The sequence below is a fragment of the Neorhizobium galegae genome, assembly GCF_017877135.1.
In the GTDB taxonomy this organism is placed as follows: Bacteria; Pseudomonadota; Alphaproteobacteria; order Rhizobiales; family Rhizobiaceae; genus Neorhizobium; species Neorhizobium galegae_A.
Map to the genome: position 1 here is coordinate 68,468 of NZ_JAGIPH010000003.1, position 19,874 is coordinate 88,341.

Genomic DNA, 19,874 nt, shown 5'->3' on the forward strand with positions numbered 1-19,874 from the left:
GCGGCCGTGGCCCAGCCTCCAATGGCTAGACCACCACCCCGGTCCGAACGGTGTTCATCGTCAGCTTGCGTTCGGCCCGTTCCTGTTGCGGCGAGCGGTTGTAGACCTCGCGATAACACTTGGAGAAATGCGAGGCGGAGACAAAACCGCAGGCGACCGCCACTTCCACCACCGGCATCGAGGATTGCACCAGCAGATGGCGGGCACGATCGAGGCGGATTTCCAGATAGTAGCGGGCCGGCGACCGGCCCATCTCCTGGCGGAACAGCCGCTCGATCTGCCGGCGCGACAGGCCGACATCGTCGGCAATCTCGATCAGCGACAAGGGTTCGGCCAGGCTGCTTTCCATAAGCTCGATGATCTGCAGCACCTTGGCGTTCTGCACGCCCAGCCGTGCCCGCAGCGGCAGGCGCTGGCGGTCATGCGGGTTGCGCACCCGATCCGTCAGCTGCTGCTCGCAGACCCGGTTCACCAGCGTTTCGCCAAAATCCTGGCCGATGAGGTTCAGCATCATGTCGAGCGAAGCGGTGCCGCCGGCACAGGTGTAGAGGTTGCCGTCCACCTCATAAAGATCGGCATAGACTTCGGCCTGCGGAAAGGCCTCGGCAAAGCCCGGCAGGTTCTCCCAGTGGATAGCGCAGCGCTTGCCGTTGAGCAATCCCGCCTGCGCCAGCACATGGGCGCCCGTACAGAGACTGCCGACGGCGACGCCGCGATTGTAGGTCTCACGCAGGAAGGCGTTGACCGACTTGTTGTTGAATTCCTCCACGTAGACGCCCGAACAGATCAGCACCATGTTCGGCCGGTGCTCGCCGCCCAGATGCCGGCGTTCATCGGCCAGCGAACTGGTCACCTCGATGGCGATGCCGCTTGAGGAAAACACTTTCTCGCCATCGGTGGAGGCGAGGCGCCATTCATAGGCGGGGTAACCGAGCATGCGGTTGGCAATGCGCAGGGTTTCCACCGCCGCGGCAAACGGCAGCATGGTGAAGTGGGGGACGAGAAAAAAGACAAGCGTGCGCTTCGTGACCTGAGGCTTGTTCATCGCAGAGGGGGCTCCGTGGCGGATGCTCATTCCTCGCGTGAAAATATGGTGCATCAATGTCCCATTGGCGACATCTATAGCTGTATTAGCGCCGTTTTGGCGAAAGCAGATCTCGCGGTCGTTTCGTTTTTGCGACATCTGCGGCCACATGCCCGATCCGGGGTCAACTGGCGCAAGTTTTAGGCTAAGGCGGCGTAATTAAAGTGCAAACATGAGAGGTGTGAAGAAACCCGCGTCTTGGGCCTGAAGGACGCGGGTTCAGGTCATGTCGCATTTCAGCATTCAACGACGCCTCGTCTCGGCCGCGTCGCCCGCGGGCCAGCCGATATCCTTGCGCGCGTCGAACGGCAGCGCTTCGAGCAGCCGTTCGGTCTGGCGCCGGCGATAGGCGGCACGCCAAAGCGCTGCCATTGCAAAAGCCTTGTGCAAGAGCGGCAGGGAAGGCAGTTGCCACCGCCTTTGCCCGCTCTCGATGCGGTGGTCCAGAATCATGGTCATTGTCGTTCTCCTTGAGGGGGCGACCGCCTGGTCGCGGCGGTAGAAATGCGCCAGCATTTTCAATCAATCAAACGAATGAATTTTATGCCACGCATCGAATTTTGTGATTCATTCGTCTGGTGGCGACCATGCGTCCGGATTGACGATCAATCAAACGAAATGATATGGTGCTTATGTTCAGTTAAATTGAAAGATAGACCGATGAACGCACCCTTCCGCCACAGCCTGCCGCTTCTGGATAACGACGTCCTGCGCACCTTCGTGGCCATTGCCGAAACCGGGAATTTTTCGACGGCTGCCGAAGCCGTGCTGCGCACGCCGTCTGCCGTCTCCATGCAGATCAAGAAACTGGAGGAGCAATTGCGCACCACGCTTTTCCTGCGCGATGCACGCTCCGTGAGCCTCACCCAGCATGGCGAAATGCTGCTGTCCTACGCGCGACGCATGATTGCCCTGTCCAATGAAGCGGTGTCGCGGTTTGTCATGCCGGAACTGTCGGGCGTGGTGCGGCTGGGTGCTGCAGACGACATTGCAGAACGGCTTTTGCCGACGATTCTGAGAGATTTCGGCGCCACTTTTCCGGGGATCATGGTCGATGTGACCGTGGACATGAGTTCCAATCTGCGCCGCCGGATGGAAGAGCAGCGGCTGGATCTTGCCCTTATCAACTGCGCCATGCGGCCATCGCCGACCGAGGGCGAAGTGGTGTTTCGGGAAAATCTTGTCTGGGCGGGCGCAAAATGCGGCACGGCGCATCTGCGCGATCCGCTGCCCATTTCGATCTGGGAGGATGGCTGCATCTGGCGGCATGAGGCGGTCACGCGCCTGGAGGCGGTGAAGCGTCCCTACAGGATTGCCTATCTGAGCGCCAATACCATGGCGCAGCGGGCCGCGGTGGTGTCCGATCTCGCCATCGCCCCGTTCCCGCGCTCCTATCTCGGCGAAGACATGGTGGTGCTGGGCCCGAAGGAGGGATTGCCGGAACTGATCGCTTTCGACATCCGGCTTGTCACGGCACCGAACCTGTCGGTGCCGGGCAAGGCGGTCGCCGAAAGCATTCGGGAAGCCTATGGCGAGATGCAGCGTGCGGCCGCCTGACGATTTCCCTCACACCTTCGGCCTATAGTCTCCCGCCATGACCCTCGCGCACGCGCCGGGGAGGGCCGTTCGGACGCCTCGGCACCCCAGGGGCGCCTCTGGTTGAACGGCCCGTTCCTTGTCTGCCCGGCGAACGGGCGGAGTGTCACGAGCACCGGCCAGTCTTCATATCACACCCAGCACCGTCAGCGTCGCCACCACCAGGACGGTCGCGATGGCGAAACTGGAACGCATGACCATGCGCCGGCGATGCTCCACGCCAGTCCAATCATATTGCATCATGCTGCCTTTCTGCCCCCGCCGCGGGATCGTCATGACCAGGCGGGACTGTGTCGCGGATCGGCATTCCACGTATCGCTTTATTAGCGATTAAATCCTGTGCGAACCTGCCCAAGTTTTGTGCGCACGCGCGGGCTTCGATGTCCGGCCGGCTGCGGGCCTGCAAGGACCGGGGGCGGGGCTGGCGGCTGTCTCTGAGTTACCAGATGCCGCGGGTCAGGCCGTTGAGGAGATAGGTCCAGATGGGGGGAGGATAGCGCAGCACGGAGCGGCCGGGCGGCCGGTAAGGCTGCAACTGGCCAAGCAGTGCATCGTCGATGGCGCGGATGGAAATCTGCGTGCCGGCAGCGGTCAGCAGCAGCGGATAGGTGGCAATCGAATCGCGCCGCGAGGGCGATGGCCGCACTTCGTACAGCGTGTCGCCCGTATCGAGCCCCGCATCGACGAGGTGCACCGTGGCGCCGAAATTGGCTGCGTCGCGCTCCGCCAGCGCCCAGTATCCGCCCATCTGTCCCCTGTATATCGGGTTGATGCCCGCATGGAAATTGAGGATGGGGCAGGAAATCGCGGCGAGCGTGCCGCGGGAGAGGGCGCGGCAGGAGATGAGGAAGACGACGTCCGGCTTCAGGCGCAGGATTTCCGCCTGCGCCTCACGGCTGTTGAGCGAGGAGACGCGCGTGGTTCTGATCGAGGCATCGGCGCCGGCCCAGAGCCGGTATTCCTCGAGAATCTCTTCCGTCCGGGTCAGCGTCATCTGCTTGGCTAACCGCGACAGGGCCATGGTCGCCAATTGGCCGAGGGCCGTCAGCCTGCCGAGGCGCTTGGCGCGTCGCCGGTAAATCGCCCGCTTGGGCTCAGCGTCCTCCTGAAGGACCTGTAGCTTTGGAAAGCACTTGGCCAGCGCGTTGATCATCACCTGTGGATTGAGCCCGCCGGACGTCAACACCACTACTTTTGCCTCGCGTCTGTGCTGCATCCCCACCCTGTTCCCTGCGGCCTCGTCCCCGTGGGAATTTATGCGCGCATGCGCAGAAAAAAAGGTTAAGACAAAGTCTGGACATCTACATTTTTGGGCTTGTCGGCGAGAAAGCCGGGTCCGGCCGAAAAAGAGATGATGAGGGCCGTGAACTTTTTGCCGCCTCATACGTTCCAGAGGCGGAAACACACTTTCCCGACACAATCCTGTCCATCACCCCCGGAGAATTTCCCAATGACGGCCAAGACCCTCACCGTACTCGCCGCAGTCTTCACCGCGACACTGTCCCTCTCGTCCTGCGGCAACACGATCCGTGGCATGGGTCAGGATACTGCAAACACCGTCAACGCCACGCAGGATGCCGGCCATCGCGTCGAGCGCGCCGCGCGCTAAGGCAAAGTACGGGTTCTGCGACAAGGCCGGTCCGCTCGACCGGCCTTTTTGCGTCTGGTTCGGGCGTCGGATTTTATTGGTGATAAATTTTGTCATGTTTGTTGCCGCACCCCGGACAAGCTGATATCAGCCGACAGGGCGGGACGATCGACCATGCGTCTTTATCCCGAAAAGCCCGGGCCGTCGTATTGAAGGGATCGCGATCAAGATGAGCGCAGCAGAAGTTCTGGACAGACCCCACCTGGCCGAGGAAAGCCGCACGAAGCGGTTGAAGGCGGCAACGCATTCGGCGCATGAGCGTCTTGACCAGAGGATCATGCGCGCGAATCCATTCGCCGACCGGGAAAGCTACGGGCGGTTCCTCATCCTGCAATACCGCTTCCATCGGGATCTCGACGCGCTGTTTTCCAATGCCGATCTGGATGCGCTTCTGCCGGACCTGGCCGGACGCAATCGCCTGGCTTTCGTGGGCCAGGATCTGGCGGATCTCGGCCTTGCGGTTCCGGACGCGTCGGAGCCGCCGATCTTTGCCGCCGGGCAGTCCATCGATCTCGCCGAAGCGCTCGGCTGGCTCTACGTCATCGAGGGGTCCAACCTCGGTGCGGCCTTCCTGCTGAAATATGCAGCCAAACTCGGCCTGGACGAAAATTTCGGAGCCCGCCATCTGGCCGGCTCACCGACCGGGCGCGGCCTTCACTGGCGCACGTTTACGGCTGCTCTCGATGGCATTGACCTGTCGGGCGAAGCCGAACAGCGTGCCATCGCCGGTGCCGAGGCCGCCTTCCGGCGCGTCCATGCGCTTGCCGAGGAATGCTTTGCCTGAGCCGCGGAGAGGCAACCGGCAAGCTCGCCTTGCCGGCCTCGTCTGCGACATGTCCCCTTGAACCTTACACGGGCGCCTTCGGATAGGCGCGCGCCAGCCCGCCGGATCGTTGCAGACCGTCCTTGAAGGCGGCAAAAGCCGGATGCTGGCTGGACTTGGAGGCTTCCGAAAGGCGCACCTGCAGGCGCGCCGGTGCCGTCTTGCCGATCCATTCGCCGCATTTCTGCAGTTTCAGCGAATGCAGAAACGTCGAGCCTGCCGCGCGATTGAGATAGAGATGCAAGCCGTCGAGAAGCGCCTCGTCGGATTTCGGATTTTCCATCATCAGCTGCAGGAAGGACTGGTTTTCCGGCAGCAGAGCCGCAAGCGCGTCGGCTACGGTTTCTCGGTTGGCAAGGGAAGCAATCTCGGGCATCGGCCTGTCCTGTTGGTGGTCTGAACAGCGTCCGATGACGCATATGCAGACGGTCTAATGGTCTTTGGACAGGCACGAAAGCGCAGGAACCTTGTGGCAAGCTGGCGCAGCACTCCCCTGTGCTAGCAGGCCGTGGGCGTCACCATTGCGGAGATCAATGTCGCAAAATCCAGCCGGCCAAGCGGCTGGCCTGCCTTATCGACGACAAGGGCTGCCGTGACATTGGCAAGCGTCATCTGTCGTGCGGCCGTTTCAAGCGTCATTGCCGCGTCTACCATAAAGCCCGGGGCGGGGCCTTCGATGCTCTCCAAAGGCGTCATGACCGTCCTTGCCTGAATGATTCGGCCCCGATTGACCTCTCGCACGAAGGACGCGATGTAGGCGTCGGCGGGCTTGAGCACGATCTCTTGGCCGCTGCCCTGCTGCACCACCTGTCCATCGCGCAGAATGGCAATGCGGTCCCCAAGCCTGAGCGCCTCGTCAAGGTCGTGGGTAATGAAGACGACGGTCTTCTTCAACTCCGCCTGCAGATCGAGAAGCACGGCCTGCATGTCGACGCGAATGAGCGGATCAAGCGCCGAATAGGCCTCGTCCATCAACAGGATGTCGGCGTCGGTGGCAAGCGCCCGCGCAAGCCCCACTCTTTGCTGCATGCCGCCGGAAAGCTGGTTCGGATAATGGTTCTCGAAGCCGGAAAGACCGACGCGATCGATCCAGTGGCGCCCCGTCTTCAGGCTGTCTGCTCGCGCAACACCCTGTATATCCAGCCCATAGACAGTGTTTTCCAGAACCGTCCGATGCGGCAGGAGCGCAAATTTCTGAAACACCATCGCCGTCTTGTGGCGGCGGAACTCGCGGAGCTGGCTCTGGTTCATCCGGCAGATATCGGCGCCGTCATAGACCACTTCGCCGGCCGTCGGCTCGATCAGGCGGTTGATGTGGCGGATGAGGGTGGATTTTCCGGAGCCGGACAGGCCCATCACGACGGTGATCGCACCGCCCGGCATGGAGATGTTGATGTCCTTCAGCCCCAGCACATGGCCATGGGTCTCGTTCAGCTCCGCCTTGCTGATCCCCGCCTTGACGGCGTCGATATAGCTTGCGCCCCTGCTGCCGAAAATCTTGTAGAGACCGCGGATCTCGATGCCGTGACTAGCCATGCACCACCTCGGAATGTTTCTGCAGCCGCTTGCCGAACGCCTGGCTGGCGCGATCGAAAATGATGGCAATCGCAACCAAGGCAAAGCCGTTGAGGAAACCGAAGGTGAAGAACTGGTTGTTGATCGCCTGCAGCGTATTCTTGCCGAGCCCGCCGACGCCGACCATGGAGGCGACGACGACCATGGCGAGCGACATCATGATGGTCTGGTTGATGCCGGCCATGATGGTGGGAAGGGCAAGCGGGATCTGCACGTTCCAGAGCTTTTGCGCGGGCGAGGAGCCGAAAGCATCGGCCGCTTCCAGCACGTCGCGATCGACCAGTCGGATGCCAAGATTGGTCAGCCGGATCATCGGCGGCACGGCATAGATGACGACGGCAATCAGTCCCGGCACCTTGCCGATGCCGAAGATCACCACCACAGGGATCAGATAGACGAAGCTCGGCATGGTCTGCATCACGTCGAGCACCGGGTTCACCACAGCCTGCACGCGGTTGGAGCGTGCCATGACGATACCGATCGGCAGGCCGATCAGAATGGCGATCAGGGTGGAGACGGTGACGATGGCAAGTGTGACCATCGTATCCTGCCAGAGCCCGACCAGCCCGATGGCGGCCATGCCAAGCGCAGTTCCGAGCGTGATCGTCTTGCTGCGGCTGGCGAGGTAAACGATGGCCAGCATTACGACGAGCACGACAATCCAGGCAGAGCTGGTAAACAGCCGTTCCAGATAGTTCAGGAACCATTGTAGAGGCTGAACCACCGCATCGATCACCTCGGCATATTGGCGCACGAGGCCCTTGAACCCGTCGTCGATCGTCTTGCGGGCCATCCGGATCGTCTGGTCGCTGATGGCCGGAAAGTTGCAGGCTATGTCCGGCAGCACGGTGCAGGTCGCCATTTCATCCCCTCGTTATTTCAAGACTTTTTGGGCTGGCAGTTGAGCGTGAGCGTGATGCGGATCCCCCTCCGCCAGCCGATTGCAGCCGGCCTCCCTTAAGGGAAGGCCGGCGGACAAAAGATCAATCATGCGCAGGGCGCTGCCTCAAAGGGCGGCCTTCACCTTGGTTGCGGCCTCGGGGCTCACCCAGGTCGTCCAGACATCCGGGTTGTTCTTCAGGAAGTATTTTGCGGCGTCCTCGTTGGTGCCCTGGTTGGCGTCCTGCCAGGCGAGGATGGAGTTCACCATGGCATTGCCCCATTTGCGCGTCTTGACGTAATCCAGCGCGACGCCTGCCTTTTCGGAGAACTGCTTGGTGATGACGGTATAGGCCTGCGAGGTGGGGTAGGAATTGACCTTCGGGTTGGGACAATCCGGCACGGCCGTGCAGGCATCCCAGTCCGCCTTGTCATGCGGGACGCCGAAGGAGAGCTTGGCCATTTCGTATTTGCCGAGGATGGCGGTCGGCGCCCAGTAATAGCCGAGCCAGCCGGTCTTCTTGGCAAAGGCGCCGGCGATGGAGCCGTCAAGACCGGCCGCCGAGCCCGTATCCACCAGGTCGAAGCCCTTGTCCTTGGCGCCGAGCGCCCGGTAGAGATTGGCCGTCGAGACCTGGCAGTTCCAGCCCGACGGGCAGTTGGACACGGCGCCCCTGGAGGCGTCTTCCGGCGCCGGGAACAGTTCGGGATGTTTCAGCGCGTCCTGGACGGTCTTGATGTCCGGATGAGCGTCGGCGAGGAATTTCGGGATCCACCAGCCTTCGACCGCGCCATCGGCCAAAATCTCCGCGGCAATGATCAGCCGGCCTTCGCTCACGGCGGCATCGAGCGGCGTGCGCACCGCATTGACCCAGAGTTCCGGCGCCACGTCCGGCTGGCCCTTTTCGTTCATCGAGGTGAAGGTCGGCATCGTATCGCCGGTGACCAGCGTCACGGTGCAGCCATAGCCTTTTTCAAGGATGATCTTGTCGACCTGGGCTGCCACGCCGGCGGACGCCCAGTTCATCTCGGCGATGGAGACGTCGCCGCAACCGGCCGCCTGGGCGTTGCCTGCCATGGCATAGAGACCAGCCGCGAGTGCGGTGGAAGCGAGAAGTGTTTTCATCGTCTAAGACCTCCCAGTCTTTGATGGTTGTCGAAATGGAGCTTGCGTCGCGGAACGAACGATCTGTTGTCTTGCAGGTACTTAAAAAGCGGGTCCGCTTCGGTGGCGGACCTTATGTCATGTCTGCTGATGCGGGCGCCGTTGCTTCGGGTTTCCGCTTGCTGCGGATTTTGACCCGTGCATGTGACAGGGATGTGAGCCTAAGCGTTTCGTGTTGAAAATCAACCTTGCCCGGGAGGACGTGCCGCCGCTAGCAAGGGGTGAGGGCGCTCGCAAACCGGGTATTCTGCATCAAAAGACGCCACTTGCGGTGCAGGCTGCCGCTATTGTCGGCGGCGCTTGTCATGCAGCCGGCAAGGCTTTCAAAATCGTCCAAAAGTCACGCCTGAAGTTTGACACATGCTATCTGATTAGCGCCCTTTCTCGCCCGTCAAAAAAATATCGAAGCCGGCGCCAGAAAATCGAAAAAATCGCCGGCTTAATAACCGGTCGGTAACGAATGGACGGCTATTCAGTCTGTCGAGGCGTCAAGCCCATGGCTCCGGATAGGTGTTGCGTCCCGGAGCCAGATCGCTCTCCTTTTTGCGCCCTTTCAGCATTTCGGGCGACGTGATGGGTGGCCCCCTCTTAACCTTCCTCATGAACATGCGCGCCGGTGACGGTTGACAGTGTGCCTGTCCTGCCTCAGTGTCGTTGAGGTTTTGCTGTGTCCGGGACGTCGCAGCAGGGCTGGACGGACCAATCGGCGTTCTCCGGTGGAGAACAGGATCATGGCGGGCAGGGTTGTGGGCGTGCAGGTGCCGCTCTCTCTGCAGGCTTCCAGCCGATGGCTTTCGGATTGTGCACGTGATCAGCCGGGGTGGCGACCTCTTTTCCTACGAATTTGCCACTCCTTCACGCGGGCGATGCGGCAAGCCTGGTCCGTCCCATTCTTACCCGACATTTCATGGCGCAGAGCATGGCAATTGAGCATTCCGGCAAGATCACCTTCGTGCTGGGCGGCGCCCGATCGGGAAAATCCCGATTTGCCGAAGGCCTCGCCACGGAAAGCGGCCTCCAGAAACATTACGTGGCGACGGGGCAGGCCTGGGACGACGAGATGCGGCATCGCATCGCGCAGCACCGTGCCGATCGTGGCGATGGCTGGGTGACCCACGACGTACCCATAGATCTTGCCGCTGCCCTTACGCAGATTGCGTCCCCGGATCGGATCGTGCTTGTCGATTGCCTGACGCTCTGGCTTACCAATCTGATGATGGCCGAGCGCCCGGTGGAGGAGGAGGCACGGCAGATGGTCGCGTCGCTCGACCGGCTGTCTGGTCCCGTCGTCTTCGTGTCCAACGAGGTCGGCCTTGGCATCGTGCCGGAAAACCGGATGGCACGGCAGTTTCGGGATTATGCCGGGCGTCTGCACCAGCAGCTCGCGGCGGTATCCGATACGGTCTTCTTCATCGCTGCCGGCTTGCCGCTGAAGATGAAGGGGTAGCCTCAGAGACCCAGCCAGAGGCGGATCGGATGCGCTGGATCGGCGACGAGTTTCGTGGCCATGGCGAGGCAGGAGATGACCAGCAGCGGCTTGATGAGACGGGCGCCGCCGCGCATGGCAAGGCGCGAGCCGATCTGGGCGCCGATCAGTTGCCCCACGCCCATGATCACCCCGACCTTCCAGAGGATTGCGCCATTCACCGCAAAGACGGCGAGTGAACCGAGATTGGAGCCGAGGTTGAGAAGCTTCGTGTGGGCGGTCGCCTTCAGCATGCCAAAGCCTGCCAGCAGCACGAAGCCCAGCATGTAGAACGAGCCGGCGCCCGGGCCGAAAATCCCGTCATAAAGGGCGACGAAAGGAACTGCCGTCACGGCAAAGACGGCGGGCGAGATGCGGCGCGTGCTGTCCTTGTCGGAGAGATTGGGTTTCAGGGCAAAGAACAGCGCGATGGCAACCAGAAGAAACGGAATGGCGGCCCCCAGAAGGCGCCCCGGCACGTGGGATGCAATCAGCGCTCCCATGCCGCCGGCGAGCATCGCGATGAGCGCCATTGGCAGCTGTTCCTTCAGCTTCACATGGTCGCGCCTTGCATAGGCAAGAGTGGCGGACGCCGTGCCGAACGGTCCCTGCACCTTGTTGGTGGCGATCGCCTCGAGCGGCGGCACGCCAGCGAGCAGCAGGCAGGGCACCGTGATCAGGCCGCCGCCGCCTGCAATCGAATCGATGAAGCCGGCAAGGATCGCCGCCAGGAAGAGCAGCGCGAGGATCTGGGGGGCAAGGTCGTGCACGGATGAACTTTCGGGGGCAGGGCGGGCGTGGGGGGGGCAGGATCGGCAGGGGCGGACGCCGCCTTCTGGCACTTCGGCGCATCTGTCGCAAGCGTATGGCGCGGCCTTTGCCCTCCTTTCTGTGATCCGGTGCGGGCGACCGCCCGCCGGGCTTGCGTCGGCGGCGTTCGGCGCTATTGTGCCGCACTTCAAAACCGGCAGGACAGTTCAGCATGCACAAGGTGATTTTCGATACGGATCCGGGCATCGATGATGCGATGGCGCTTCTCTTCCTTCACAAGCACCCTGAGATCGACCTTGTGGGTGTGACGACCGTCTTCGGCAATGCACCGATCGAGATCACCACCCGCAATGCGCTTTATCTGGGCGAAGCCTGGGATATCCCGGCGCCGGTTGCCAAAGGGGCAGGCCAGACATTCGATCCGGCCCGCGGCGGCGCCTACTGGCCGACCGCCATCCACGGCCATAACGGCATCGGCGACGTGCCGGTCCCGGACGCTCTGTCGCGCGAAAAAGATCCGCGTCCGGCATTCCAGTTCATCATCGACACCGTGCGTGCCCATCCGGGCGAGATCACGCTGATTGCCGTTGGCCGCATGACGAACCTTGCGCTGGCGCTGAAGGCGGATCCGGAGATTGCCGGTCTCGTCAAGCAGGTCGTCATCATGGGCGGCGCGTTCAATGTGAACGGCAATGTCTCGCCGGCCGCCGAGGCCAATATCCATGGCGATCCGGAAGCCGCCGATATCGTGTTCACCGCCGCCTGGCCGGTCGTGGTTGTCGGTCTCGACGTGACGCTGCAGACGGTGATGACGAGCGGGTTCCTAGCCGAGATGGTCGCCTCGGGCGCGCCTGAAATCCGGCTGCTCTCGGATATTTCCCAGCTCTACATCGATTTCTACAAGACCCGTGTCGCCGACGGCATGGTGGTGCATGACAGCTGCGCCTGCGTCTACCTCGTGCGTCCGGACCTGTTCGACACCAGAAGCGGTGCCATCCGCGTCGTCTGCGGCGGCATTGCCGATGGCCAGACGATCCAGAAGCCGGATGGCCGCGGCTTTCCGCCGGGTGCCTGGGATGGTTTTCCAAGCCAGAAGGTGACCGTCGGCGTGCGTCCTGAGGGCGTGCTCGAGGTTATCCGGGCAGCCCTGGTCGACGCTCGCGCCGCCTGACGCAAGGGCTTCGGCCCGCCTTTGGTCCCGATCGACCACGCCGCCATAGCGCCGGATGCTGTTTCGGCAACAGTTCAGGTGCAAAATTTGAACTTGCGCGTCGCAGCCCATTGGCATCGAAGCGTCTTTTCCCTATGTGGAACCCTAACAATCAGAACTCAGAGGACATGAGCGTGACCGCTACCTTCGATAAAGTCGCCGATATCATCGCAGAAACCAGCGAGATCGACCGCGAAACCATTACGCCGGAAAGCCACACGATCGACGATCTTGGCATCGACAGCCTCGACTTCCTCGACATCGTCTTTGCGATCGACAAGGAATTCGGCATCAAGATCCCGCTCGAGCAGTGGACACAGGAAGTCAACGAAGGCAAGGTTTCCACCGAGGAATACTTCGTGCTGAAGAACCTCTGCGCCAAGATCGACGAGTTGAAGGCGGCCAAGGGCTGAAACGCCTTGCCGGCCAAGCCTGATGCTTCTTGAATATTTCCAGATGATCGATCGCGTCGAAGCGGTCGATCTTGAGGCAAAAACGCTGAAGGCGCGCTCCGTCGTGCCCTCGCAAAGCCCTGTCTTCGAAGGCCATTTTCCCGGCATGCCTCTGGTGCCGGGTGTTCTCCTCATCGAGACGATGGCGCAGGCAAGCGGGTTCATGGTGCTGGCGTCGAGCAATTTTGCCGCCATGCCGTTTCTGATGTCCGTCGATGGCGCCAAGATGCGCGCTTTCGTTGAACCCGATGCCGTTCTCGACATCGAGGTGTTTCTGGAGCATGAGGGATCCGGCTACGCGGTCACCAAGGCGAAGATCACCTCTGCGGGCAAGAAGGTCTGCGACGCGCAGCTGAAATTGCGCACCATGCCGTTCGACGAGGTGCCGCTGGCCGATATCGTGCGCAAGCGCGCCGGCGAAGTCGGCCTCATGGATGCGCTGGGCCAGCGATAAGGGCCGGCATAAAAAGGATCGACCTCAAGATGAGCAGTTCAGACAAGGATGTCGTGATCACCGGTGTCGGCATCGTCACCTGTCAGGGCGTCGGCAAGGAGCCGCATGTGGCGCTTCTGACCGGTGCGACCGTAGCACGTCCGCCGATCGAAACGGAACGCTTCAAGCCCTATCCCGTCCATCCGATGCCGGAAATCGACTGGTCCGCCCAGATCGCCAAGCGCGGTGACCAGCGCCAGATGGAAAACTGGCAGCGCCTCGGCGTGTTCGCAGCCGGTCTTGCGCTGGATGACGCAGGGCTGAAGGACAATGCAGAAGCCTGCGGCTCGATGGACATGATCGTGGCAGCCGGCGGCGGCGAGCGCGACATCAAGGTCGATTCGCTGATCGTCGACGAGGCGTTGAAGCGCAACGACCGCGAACAGCTGCTCAACGAGAAGCTGACGACGGAGCTGCGCCCGACGCTGTTTCTCGCGCAGCTGTCGAACCTGATGGCCGGCAATATCTCCATCGTCCACAAGGTCACCGGTTCCTCGCGCACCTTCATGGGCGAAGAGGCCGCCGGCATTTCGGCCGTTGAGACCGCGTACCACCGCATTAAGGCCGGCCAGTCGACCCATTCGCTCGTCGGCGGCGCCTTTGTCGCCGAACGTGCCGATATCATCCTTCTGGTCGAGGGCATCCGTGCCCATGCAACCGGCGACTGGCATCCGCTCTGGTCGCGCGCCATCGAAAACGGTGGCGGCATGATGATGGGCTCCGTCGGCGCCTTCCTCGTCATGGAATCGCGCACCCATGCGGAAACGCGCGGCGCCCACATTTACGCGGTGGTCGATGCGATCGAAGGCGATCGCGGCAGCCGCGAGGACCGTGGGCTGGAGACCCGGCTTGGCCGCCTATCGAACCTTGCCTCGGATGTGACGCCCGGTGATCTCGTGGTGTTTTCCGGCTCAAGTGGCGTGGTGGATCTTGCCGCGCGTGAGCGGGCAGCGCTTGAAGCGGAATTTCCGGGTGCCGCCATTCGCGGCTATGGCGGGGTGACCGGCCATGCCATGGAAGCGCAGTTCCCGCTCGGCCTTGCGCTGGCGGCCCTTGCCCTTGATAACCATGCCCACGTACCGGCTTTCGATACCGATCATGAGCGCCCGATGAGCGGTGGTGCAAGCCATGCCGTCGTCACCACGGTCGGCTATATGCGCGGCGAAGGCCTTGCCGTCCTGTCGGCAAACGGCTGAGGATTTTCATCATGACAAGCACAGCTTTCAAGGATCATCTCGGCCGGCCGATTGTCGCCGTGACCGGCATGGGCGTCATCACGTCGCTGGGGCAGGGGCTCACCGATAACTGGGCAGCGCTCACCTCCGGTACCTCCGGCATCCACAAGATCACGCGCTTCCCGACCGACGGGCTTTCCACCCGCATTTGCGGCACGGTGGATTTCATCGAGGTTCCGCACCCCAATTCCGTCGAGCGCTCGTTCGCCTTTGCCCGCGAAACGACGCGCGAGGCCCTGGCGCAGGCGGGTCTCTCCGGTGATTTCGCAGGTCCGCTGTTTCTTGCCGCTCCCCCGGTCGAACCGGAATGGAGTGCCCGCTTCGAGCTTGCCGACCGCGCGCCGTCGGCCAAGACGGAAGGCGATGCGTATGAGCGGTTCCTGGCTGCCATGCGCGAGCGGCCCGATCCGGTGTTTCTGGAAGCCGCGCAGTTCGGCTCGATCTCCGAGCGGCTGTCCGACGTGTTTGGCACACGCGGCCTGCCCGTCACGCTGTCGACGGCCTGTGCTTCCGGTGCCACTGCCATCCAGCTCGGCGTCGAAGCCATTCGCCAGGGCCGGACGGACCGCGCGCTGACGGTTGCAACCGATGGCTCGGTGTCTGCCGAAGCGCTCATCCGCTTCTCGCTTCTGTCTGCGCTGTCCACCCAGAACGATCCGCCGGAAAAGGCATCCAAACCCTTCAGCAAGGATCGCGACGGTTTCGTGATTGCCGAAGGGGCAGCGACACTGGTGCTGGAATCGCTCGAATCAGCCGTCGCCCGCGGCGCCAAAGTTTTGGGTATCCTCAAGGGCTGCGGTGAAAAGGCCGATCATTTCCACCGCACGCGCTCGTCTCCGGACGGCGGCCCGGCGATTGCCACCATTCGCGCAGCGCTTGACGATGCAGGCCTCGATGAAAGCCGCATTGGCTACATCAACGCCCACGGCACCTCGACGCCGGAAAACGACAAGATGGAATATGGCGCCATGCTGTCCGTCTTTGGCGAGCGGCTGAAGGATGGCATTCCGTCTTCCTCCAACAAGTCGATGATCGGCCACACGCTGACGGCGGCCGGTGCGGTCGAAGCGGTCTTTTCGATCCAGACCATGCTGACCGGAACGCTGCCGCCGACGATCAACTACACCAATCCGGATCCGACCATCGTTCTGGATGTCGTGCCGAATGTGAAGCGCGACCAGCAGGTGACGGCGGTGCTGTCCAACTCGTTCGGCTTCGGTGGCCAGAACGCCAGCCTTGTCATGACGGTGGAGCCGGCCTAAACACCGGTTCAGCACCCGGCTCCGGTTCCGGCGCCCACGAAGACCTCAACGCACGCCTCCGGGCGAAGGATAAGAACGCATGCGCGCTTTGCAACTGATCGACGACCGCCGTCTTGAAGCGACCGACATTCCGGAACCGGACGCTCCGGCGCCGGGCGAGGTGACGCTGCGCGTGAAGGCCGTTGCGCTGAACCATATCGACGTCTGGGGCTGGCGCGGCATGGCGTTTGCCAAGCGCAAGATGCCGCTCACCATCGGCGCGGAAGCCTCCGGCGTCGTGGAAGCGATCGGCCCCGGCGTGTCGAGCGTGCTGCCCGGTCAGCTGGTATCGATCTATGGCGCGCGCACCTGCGGTCTGTGCAAGCCCTGCCGTGAAGGCCGCGACAATCTCTGCGAACACGTCGCCGGCGTGCATGGTTTCCACCTCGATGGCTTTGCGCAGGAAAAGATCAACATTCCCGCCCGCCAGCTCGTTCCGGCCCCGCCCGGCGTCGATGCGGTGGCCGCAGCGCTCGCACCGGTGACCTTCGGCACCGTCGAGCATATGCTGTTCGACAATGCGAAGCTCGAGCCCGGCGAAACCATTCTGATCCATGCCGGCGGTTCCGGCATCGGTTCGGCCGCCATTCAGCTCGCCAAGAAGATCGGCTGCACCGTCATCACCACCGTCGGCTCCGACGACAAGATCGAGAAGGCGAAGGCGCTCGGCGCCGATCACGTCATCAACTACCGCAATGACCGGTTCGAAGGCGTCGTGCGCAAGCTGACGAAGAAGAAGGGCGTCGACGTGGTTTTCGAACATGTCGGCAAGGATACCTTTGCCGCGTCGATGTTCAGCCTGAAGCGCGGTGGCCGCCTCGTCACCTGTGGTTCCACCTCGGGTGTGTCGACCGATGTCAACCTGATGATGTTGTTCCAGCAGCAGTTGAAATTGCTTGGCTCCTTCGGCTGCCGCATGGAAAACATGGCAAACGCCATGCAGAAGATGGCGCGCGGCATCGTGCATCCGGTCATCGATACGGAAGTGACCTTCGGCGAGATCGATAAGGCGCTGGAGCGCATGGAGAGCCGTCAGATCTTTGGCAAGATCATCCTCAGGATGGATTGATCCTTTGAAAATGCTCCTGACGAGGATTGTGCTGAAGGCGCGCCATTTCCAGCAATGGCTGGTGGCGCAACTTGCCTTTTCCTTCCTCAACCTGCTGAAGCTTCTGCCCGCCGACCCTGCCATCCGCTTTGCCGACTGGCTGGTGCGGTGTATTGGACCGCGCACCGGGCGTCACACGCTGATGCTCGCCAATCTTGCCAATGCCTATCCGGAAAAATCGGAGAGCGAGCGTGAGGCGATCGCGCTTGCCAGCTGGGGGCATATGGGGCGGCTTGCGGTCGAATATGTCTTTCTCGACCGCCTGTTCGATTTCAATCCCGAGAGCGAGACGCCCGGCCGTATCGAGGTCTCGGGCATACCGATTTTTCTGGAGCTTCGCGAAAACCCGCGTCCTTTCATCGTCTTTACCGCCCATACCGGCAATTTTGAGCTTCTGCCGGTTGCCGGCAATGCCTTCGGGCTCAATGTCACGGTGATGTTCCGCCCGCCGAACAATCCCTACATTGCCGAAAAAGTGTTTTCGTTCCGTGCCGCGCGCATGGGAAAACTCGTGCCGTCGCATGCCGGATCCTCCTTTGCGCTGGCGCGCCAGTTGGAGGCGGGCAAGGCCATCGGCGTTCTGGTCGACCAGAAGTTCCAGAAGGGGCTGTCCACGCAATTTTTCGGCCAGCCGGTGCAGACCAATCCGCTCCTTGCCAAGCTCGTGCGCCAGTTCGATTGCGATGTGTACCCCGCCCGCAGCATCCGCCTGCCTGACAATCGCTACCGGCTGGAAATCGAACCGAAGATCGACGTGCCGCGCAACGACAAAGGCGCCGTCGATGTGCAGGCGCTTGGCCAGCTGCTCAACGACAAGGTTGAAAGCTGGGTGCGCGAACATCCCGAGCAGTGGCTCTGGTATCACGACCGCTGGAATATCAAGCATACGCTGAAGGCCTGACCCTCAGGCGTCTTCGGCAAGGTTTTCCTCTTCGAGGATCTGTTTCAGCCGTGCCAGGTCCGCTGCCACCTGGCGCGCATCTTCCTCGAACTGCAGCGACGACATGCCGGGCAGGCGGGTCAGCAGGAATATCGCTTCTGCACCATCGCCATTCGGCACGATGCGAAACGCATTGTGGACCTTGAGGCCCGACGGCATGTGGACCACGTGATCGATGACGCCAAACGGATTTTCCCCCGCAAAGCTGATCCGCACGGTGCCGAGCGGGCCGCCATCGGCCAGCCAGTCGGCGCCGTCTCGTGTAAGGCCGGCGCCAAGGCCCGCCGCCCAGCGCCCGATGTTTTCCGGGCGCTGGGCAAAGGCATAGACCGCGCGCCAGTCGCGCCGAATGCCGATATGGACTGCTTTTGCTTGCATCGGTTCCATGTGCCGGATCCTCCGTCCTGTCTTGCGCGTTAGGTCCTGTGCAGGGGCCGGCGCTTCTCAAGCCGGACTTGTAAAACCCTGCTCAAAATAATGGCTGAATGCCAAGAGCCGCGACGAATTTAATCGGTTTGCGCAGCCTTGGCCTTGCCGTTTATCAGCTGTGGTGCCAAAACAGGCACCCAATCGCAATGGAGATATGTCCGTGGAACAGGCAGAAATCGGCCTAATCGGTCTCGGTGTCATGGGGTCCAACCTCGCCTTGAATATCGCCGAAAAGGGCAACAAAATTGCCGTCTTCAACCGCACGGTTGAGGCGACGCGAAAATTCTATGCCGAAGCCGGCAGTCTTCAGGGTCAGATCATTCCCTGCGAAACCATGGAGGAATTCGTCGCCGCCATTCGCCCGCCGCGCCCGATCATCATCATGATCAAGGCCGGGGATCCGGTGGACCAGCAGATCGAGCTCCTGAAGCCTTATCTGTCGGCCGGCGACATCATGATCGATGCCGGCAATGCCAATTTCCGCGATACGATGCGCCGCTTCGACAATCTGAAGGACAGCCCGCTGACCTTTATCGGCATGGGCGTTTCGGGTGGCGAAGAAGGTGCCCGCCATGGTCCGTCCATCATGGTCGGCGGCACGGAAGACAGCTGGAAGCGCGTCGAAAACGTCCTCACCTCCATCTCCGCCAAGTACAATGGCGAGCCATGCGTCGCCTGGCTCGGCAATGACGGCGCCGGTCACTTCGTGAAGACCATCCATAACGGCATCGAATATGCCGACATGCAGATGATCGCCGAAATCTACGGCATCCTGCGCGATGGCCTGAAACTGTCGGCAGACGAGATTTCGCAGGTCTTTGGCCGCTGGAACAAGGGCCGCCTCAATTCCTACCTGATCGAGATCACCGAAAAGGTGCTGTCGGCCACCGATCCGATTTCCGGCAAGCCGATGGTCGACGTGATCCTCGACCGTGCCGGCCAGAAGGGCACCGGCAAGTGGTCGGTCATCGAGGCGCAGAACCTCGGCGTTGCCGCAACCGGCATCGAAGCTGCCGTTGCCGGCCGTATCCTGTCGTCGCAGAAGGCAGAGCGTGAGGCCGCCGAACAGATCCTCGGCCTGCCGCAGACGGTTGCCATGCCGGGCATCGACGGAATGGCCTTCCTCGACGATCTGGAAAACGCGCTGCTGGCCGCCAAGATCGGCGCTTATGCGCAAGGTTTTGCCGTGATGGCCGCCGCATCGAAGGAATATGGCTGGAACCTGCCAATGCCGACGATTGCCAAGATCTGGCGCGCGGGCTGCATCATCCGCTCGGAATTCCTGGACGAGATCACCTCTGCCTTCACCAAGGATCCCGATATCGCAAACCTCATCGTGACGCCCGCCTTTGCCGCGCTCGTGAAGGAAACCGACAGCGCGCTGCGTCGCGTCGTCTCGACGGCCGTCATGTCGGGCCTGCCGGTTCCGGCGCTGTCGTCGGCTCTGTCGTATTTCGACAGCTACCGTCGCGGCCGCGGCACGGCAAATCTCATCCAGGCGCAGCGCGATTTCTTCGGCGCCCATGGTTTCGAGCGCGTCGATGGCGTCGACAAGCCGCATGGGCCCTGGGGCAGCGGCCTCAACGCCTGAGATTTTGATCCTGACACATCGGCCGTGCGCAACAAAACCGTTGCGCACGGCTTTTCCGTCCACGCCTTTCGCGCTGGGCGGACCTGCCATCAATCCGGAGGAGACCGAA

General features: G+C 62.0%; 22 protein-coding genes. 13 read left to right on the top strand and 9 right to left on the bottom strand.

Translation table 11 applies throughout. The annotated features are described in order from the left end of the window. Nucleotides 1–25: 25 nt before the first annotated feature. On the bottom strand, nt 26–1,045 hold the full coding sequence (locus J2858_RS10605; protein WP_210104785.1) for a GlxA family transcriptional regulator: 1,020 nt from the start codon (nt 1,043–1,045) through the stop codon (nt 26–28). Between the two features lie 282 nt (nt 1,046–1,327). Beyond that, nucleotides 1,328–1,543 (bottom strand): hypothetical protein, encoded by a 216-nt coding sequence (locus tag J2858_RS10610; RefSeq protein WP_210104786.1) that lies wholly within the window; start codon nt 1,541–1,543, stop codon nt 1,328–1,330. A gap of 159 nt (nt 1,544–1,702) precedes the next feature. Between J2858_RS10610 and J2858_RS10615 the strand changes: the two genes are divergently transcribed. Next, complete coding sequence (locus tag J2858_RS10615; protein WP_210104787.1) at nt 1,703–2,641, top strand: LysR family transcriptional regulator; 939 nt, start codon at nt 1,703–1,705, stop codon at nt 2,639–2,641. A 478-nt stretch (nt 2,642–3,119) separates the two neighbouring features. Here J2858_RS10615 and J2858_RS10620 read toward each other — a convergent pair whose 3' ends face one another. Next, nucleotides 3,120–3,896 (bottom strand): formyl transferase, encoded by a 777-nt coding sequence (locus J2858_RS10620; RefSeq protein ID WP_210104788.1) that lies wholly within the window; start codon nt 3,894–3,896, stop codon nt 3,120–3,122. Between the two features lie 234 nt (nt 3,897–4,130). On the opposite strand from J2858_RS10620, the gene J2858_RS10625 reads away from it, so the two are divergent. Both J2858_RS10625 and J2858_RS10630 read left to right on the top strand, forming a co-directional pair. Then, nucleotides 4,131–4,289, top strand: coding sequence for an entericidin (locus J2858_RS10625; protein ID WP_210104789.1), 159 nt, complete (start codon nt 4,131–4,133; stop codon nt 4,287–4,289). Nucleotides 4,290–4,497: 208 nt separating this feature from the next. Next, nucleotides 4,498–5,112 carry a biliverdin-producing heme oxygenase gene (locus J2858_RS10630; RefSeq protein WP_210104790.1) on the top strand — a complete coding sequence of 205 codons (615 nt, stop codon included), beginning with the start codon at nt 4,498–4,500 and terminating at the stop codon, nt 5,110–5,112. A gap of 64 nt (nt 5,113–5,176) precedes the next feature. Here J2858_RS10630 and J2858_RS10635 read toward each other — a convergent pair whose 3' ends face one another. The 4 genes from J2858_RS10635 to J2858_RS10650 form a co-directional block, all read right to left on the bottom strand. Then, the gene (locus tag J2858_RS10635) at nt 5,177–5,527 is read right to left on the bottom strand and encodes a hypothetical protein (protein WP_210104791.1); all 351 of its coding nucleotides are present in this window, start codon (nt 5,525–5,527) and stop codon (nt 5,177–5,179) included. A 122-nt stretch (nt 5,528–5,649) separates the two neighbouring features. Beyond that, on the bottom strand, nt 5,650–6,687 hold the full coding sequence (locus J2858_RS10640) for a quaternary amine ABC transporter ATP-binding protein (protein WP_210104792.1): 1,038 nt from the start codon (nt 6,685–6,687) through the stop codon (nt 5,650–5,652). After that, on the bottom strand, nt 6,680–7,588 hold the full coding sequence (locus J2858_RS10645; RefSeq protein ID WP_210104793.1) for an ABC transporter permease: 909 nt from the start codon (nt 7,586–7,588) through the stop codon (nt 6,680–6,682). The genes J2858_RS10640 and J2858_RS10645 overlap by 8 nt, the downstream gene beginning before the upstream one ends. A 144-nt stretch (nt 7,589–7,732) precedes the next feature. Beyond that, nucleotides 7,733–8,731, bottom strand: a complete 999-nt coding sequence (locus J2858_RS10650) for an ABC transporter substrate-binding protein (protein WP_210104794.1) — start codon at nt 8,729–8,731, stop codon at nt 7,733–7,735. A 214-nt stretch (nt 8,732–8,945) separates the two neighbouring features. On the opposite strand from J2858_RS10650, the gene J2858_RS10655 reads away from it, so the two are divergent. Beyond that, nucleotides 8,946–9,227 carry a hypothetical protein gene (locus J2858_RS10655; protein WP_210104795.1) on the top strand — a complete coding sequence of 94 codons (282 nt, stop codon included), beginning with the start codon at nt 8,946–8,948 and terminating at the stop codon, nt 9,225–9,227. 462 nt (nt 9,228–9,689) lie between these two features. Beyond that, nucleotides 9,690–10,217, top strand: a complete 528-nt coding sequence (gene cobU / locus J2858_RS10660) for a bifunctional adenosylcobinamide kinase/adenosylcobinamide-phosphate guanylyltransferase (RefSeq protein ID WP_210104796.1) — start codon at nt 9,690–9,692, stop codon at nt 10,215–10,217. Between the two features lie 2 nt (nt 10,218–10,219). Here cobU and J2858_RS10665 read toward each other — a convergent pair whose 3' ends face one another. After that, the gene (locus J2858_RS10665; protein WP_210104797.1) at nt 10,220–11,005 is read right to left on the bottom strand and encodes a TSUP family transporter; all 786 of its coding nucleotides are present in this window, start codon (nt 11,003–11,005) and stop codon (nt 10,220–10,222) included. A gap of 212 nt (nt 11,006–11,217) precedes the next feature. Here J2858_RS10665 and J2858_RS10670 point away from each other — a divergent pair, with 212 nt between their 5' ends. From J2858_RS10670 to J2858_RS10700, 7 genes are all read left to right on the top strand, one after another. Then, a complete protein-coding gene (locus J2858_RS10670; RefSeq protein ID WP_210104798.1) occupies nt 11,218–12,177 on the top strand; it encodes a nucleoside hydrolase in 960 nt (319 codons plus the stop codon). 167 nt (nt 12,178–12,344) lie between these two features. Then, on the top strand, nt 12,345–12,629 hold the full coding sequence (locus J2858_RS10675) for an acyl carrier protein (protein ID WP_210104799.1): 285 nt from the start codon (nt 12,345–12,347) through the stop codon (nt 12,627–12,629). A gap of 22 nt (nt 12,630–12,651) precedes the next feature. Further along, nucleotides 12,652–13,122: a 3-hydroxyacyl-ACP dehydratase FabZ family protein gene (locus tag J2858_RS10680; protein ID WP_210104800.1), complete on the top strand. Its 471-nt coding sequence runs from the start codon at nt 12,652–12,654 to the stop codon at nt 13,120–13,122. A 29-nt stretch (nt 13,123–13,151) separates the two neighbouring features. After that, nucleotides 13,152–14,357, top strand: a complete 1,206-nt coding sequence (locus J2858_RS10685; protein ID WP_210104801.1) for a beta-ketoacyl-ACP synthase — start codon at nt 13,152–13,154, stop codon at nt 14,355–14,357. Between the two features lie 11 nt (nt 14,358–14,368). Beyond that, entirely contained in the window at nt 14,369–15,658 is a 1,290-nt protein-coding gene (locus J2858_RS10690) for a beta-ketoacyl-ACP synthase (RefSeq protein ID WP_210104802.1), read from the top strand. 79 nt (nt 15,659–15,737) lie between these two features. After that, nucleotides 15,738–16,766 (top strand): zinc-binding dehydrogenase, encoded by a 1,029-nt coding sequence (locus tag J2858_RS10695; protein ID WP_210104803.1) that lies wholly within the window; start codon nt 15,738–15,740, stop codon nt 16,764–16,766. Between the two features lie 4 nt (nt 16,767–16,770). Then, the gene (locus J2858_RS10700; protein ID WP_210104804.1) at nt 16,771–17,706 is read left to right on the top strand and encodes a lipid A biosynthesis lauroyl acyltransferase; all 936 of its coding nucleotides are present in this window, start codon (nt 16,771–16,773) and stop codon (nt 17,704–17,706) included. Nucleotides 17,707–17,709: 3 nt separating this feature from the next. Here J2858_RS10700 and J2858_RS10705 read toward each other — a convergent pair whose 3' ends face one another. Beyond that, on the bottom strand, nt 17,710–18,132 hold the full coding sequence (locus J2858_RS10705) for an SRPBCC family protein (protein WP_210104805.1): 423 nt from the start codon (nt 18,130–18,132) through the stop codon (nt 17,710–17,712). Nucleotides 18,133–18,334: 202 nt separating this feature from the next. Here J2858_RS10705 and gndA point away from each other — a divergent pair, with 202 nt between their 5' ends. Then, nucleotides 18,335–19,765, top strand: coding sequence for an NADP-dependent phosphogluconate dehydrogenase (gene gndA, locus J2858_RS10710; protein ID WP_210104806.1), 1,431 nt, complete (start codon nt 18,335–18,337; stop codon nt 19,763–19,765). Nucleotides 19,766–19,874 lie beyond the last annotated feature (109 nt).